At 69.4% G+C, this 2,497-nt stretch carries 2 protein-coding genes and 2 pseudogenes; 3 read left to right on the plus strand and 1 reads right to left on the minus strand.

Annotated features, from left to right (window positions below; genetic code table 11):
* Positions 1-273: pseudogene (locus AC51EU_RS29525) on the plus strand (hypothetical protein); the annotation flags it as partial.
* On the opposite strand, the pseudogene tnpA reads toward AC51EU_RS29525, so the two are convergent.
* Positions 208-624 (minus strand): annotated as a pseudogene (gene tnpA / locus AC51EU_RS29530) (IS200/IS605 family transposase). The pseudogenes AC51EU_RS29525 and tnpA overlap by 66 nt on opposite strands.
* A 26-nt stretch (positions 625-650) precedes the next feature.
* On the opposite strand from tnpA, the gene AC51EU_RS29535 reads away from it, so the two are divergent.
* On the plus strand, positions 651-1,868 hold the full coding sequence (locus tag AC51EU_RS29535; RefSeq protein ID WP_496270159.1) for an RNA-guided endonuclease InsQ/TnpB family protein: 1,218 nt from the start codon (positions 651-653) through the stop codon (positions 1,866-1,868).
* A 291-nt stretch (positions 1,869-2,159) separates the two neighbouring features.
* The coding region (locus tag AC51EU_RS29540) for a helix-turn-helix domain-containing protein (protein WP_496270160.1) at positions 2,160-2,497 on the plus strand (338 nt) is incomplete at its 3' end.

The following is a 2,497-nucleotide window of genomic DNA, read 5'->3' on the forward strand; positions in this document are numbered from 1 at the left end:
CTGCGCTACTTGGCGCCGTGCGACGCGGTGTGGGCGCGGGCGATGCGCCTCGGCGTCGGCGACCGCGTCGAACTGCGCGTCCCGGGCGCCCCCACCCGGGCCGCGACCGCCGACCGGGCCGCCGCCGACGGCTACCGGGACTCATCGCAGTGCTCCCCTGTTTACGGGGGAGGTGAAGCGATTCTGAGCGCTGCTTTGACCCGCTGGCTAGAGCGGACGGTTCTGCTGCTCGATGTACTGACGGACGATCGACAGTGGCGCGCCGCCGACTGATCCGGCGAAGTAGGAACCGGATCACAGCCGCTGAGCCTGCCAGTAGTGCCGGACGAGGCCGGGAAACTCCTGGCGGAGCCTGCGGGAGCTGACGCCTTTCAGCGAGTTGACCAGCTTGGACGGGGCCGCCTTCGGCGGGAAGTTCACCAGCGGGTGGACGTGGTTGTTCTCGCCGTTGAACTCCACCGGCTCGCACTCGAAGTCCTCGCGCACGGCGCGCGTGATCTCCTCCATGCGCGTCAGGTGCGTGCCCTTGAAGACCTTGTGCCGGTACTTCGCCACGAAAACCAAGTGGGCGTGGAGGACGAAAGCGCAGTGACGACCAGTTCGAATGTTCTGACACTCGGCCATAAACCAACCGTAGTACGCTGGTTGGTGTGCAGTTGAGGTACAGCTTCCGCCTGTACCCGAACGGTCCTCAGCGCTCCGCGCTGGCCCAGGCGTTCGGGTGCGCCCGCGTCGTGTTCAACGACGCGTTGCGCGCTCGCGAGAGCGCCCGTGCCGCAGGCGAGGCGTTCCCCAGGACCGGGGACCTGTCCAAGCTGCTGATCACCGAGGCGAAGAAGACCGACGAGCGCGCCTGGCTCGGCGAGGTGTCCGTCGTGGTGCTGCAGCAGTCCCTGAGGGACCTGGAGGCGGCGTACCGGAACTTCTTCGACGGGCTGAAGGGGAAGCGCCCGCGCGTGGGCGCACCCCGCTTCACGTCCCGCAAGGACAACCGGCAGGCCGTACGGTTCACCGTCAACGCCCGCTGGAAGATCACCACCGGCGGGGACCTGTCCTTGCCGAAGATCGGCGATGTGCGGGTGAAGTGGTCCCGCGGCCTGCCCTCGGTCCCGTCCACAGTGACGGTGGTCAAGGATGCGGCCGGCAGGTACTTCGCGTCCTTCGTCGTCGGGACCGAACCCGAGACGCTGCCCGACGCGGAACCGGTCGTCGGCATCGACCTCGGTCTCGGGCACTTCGCCGTCCTTTCCGACGGCACGAAGATCGACGCCCCGCGCTTCCTGCGCCGGGCCGGGAAGAAGCTCAAGCGCGAACAGAAGCGCCTGAGCCGCAAGGCCAAGGGAAGCAGCAACAGGACCAAGGCCCGCGTCAAGGTCGCCCGTGCTCACGCGCGGGTCGCCGACGCACGGCGCGAGTTCCACCACCAGCTCTCCACACGGATCATTCGTGAGAACCAAGCGATTGCCGTGGAGGACCTGGCGGTCAAGGGACTCGCCCGTACACGCCTGGCCAAGTCCGTCCACGACGCCGGATGGTCTGCGTTCGTCGCGATGCTGGAGTACAAGGCCGCGAAGTCCGGCCGGTCCTTCCACCGCGTCGGGCGGTTCGAGCCGACCTCACAGGTCTGCTGCGTGTGCGGCGTCAAGGACGGGCCCAAGCCCCTCCACATCCGCATCTGGGAGTGCGGGGCGTGCGGGTCCGTCCTCGATCGCGACATCAACGCGGCGGTCAACGTCGCCAAGGCCGCCGGACTGGCGGTGCCAGCCTGTCGAGCGCAGGTAAGACCGGTACCCGTACCGGCACAGCGCGGTGAAGCAGGAACCCACCGAGACGGTCAGCCGACCGTGGTAGGAATCCCCGCCTTTTAAGGCGGGGAGCGGAAGTCAACTCTCCACCCCCATGACACCCGCGGGCCACGGCCCCCGGACGGCCGCCCGGATCTGCCTGCTTCCGGCGCACGGCGGCACCCTGGAGTGTTTCGGCACGGGATGACCCTTCCGTCCCGCAACATCCCTCCCGTTCCCCCGCGTTGGGGCGGGGCGTGCCCCGGACGGGCGTGTGCGCGGCCGGCCGTGGAGCTGGCATCCTGAGCGCGGGGGACGGACGGTGATCACACGGCGCGCGACGCGCCATCAGGGGAGAGGGAAAAGGGAGAGGCCATGCCTCGCTGGAAGGAGCTGCCGGAGGAACTCGCGCCGGAGATCAGGGAATTCACCACCCGGCTGCGGGACATCGTCGAGCGCGGCGGGCTGACCGTCCCCGCGCTCGCCGCACGGACCGGCCTCGACGAGGAGTCCTGGCGGCGCTGCCTCGACGGCGAACTGCTGCCGCCCCTGCGCGCGGTGGTCTCCCTGGCCGAGGCGACCGGCACCGGAACCGGACATCTCATCACCCTGTGGCAGCCCGCGGAACGCGCCTGGAACCACGCCGAGATCCGCCATGACGCCACCATGGAGTCCCTCCAGGTGGCCCGCGCGCGGGTGGCGCTGGAGCCCCC

The sequence above is a fragment of the Candidatus Streptomyces philanthi genome, assembly GCF_059553635.1.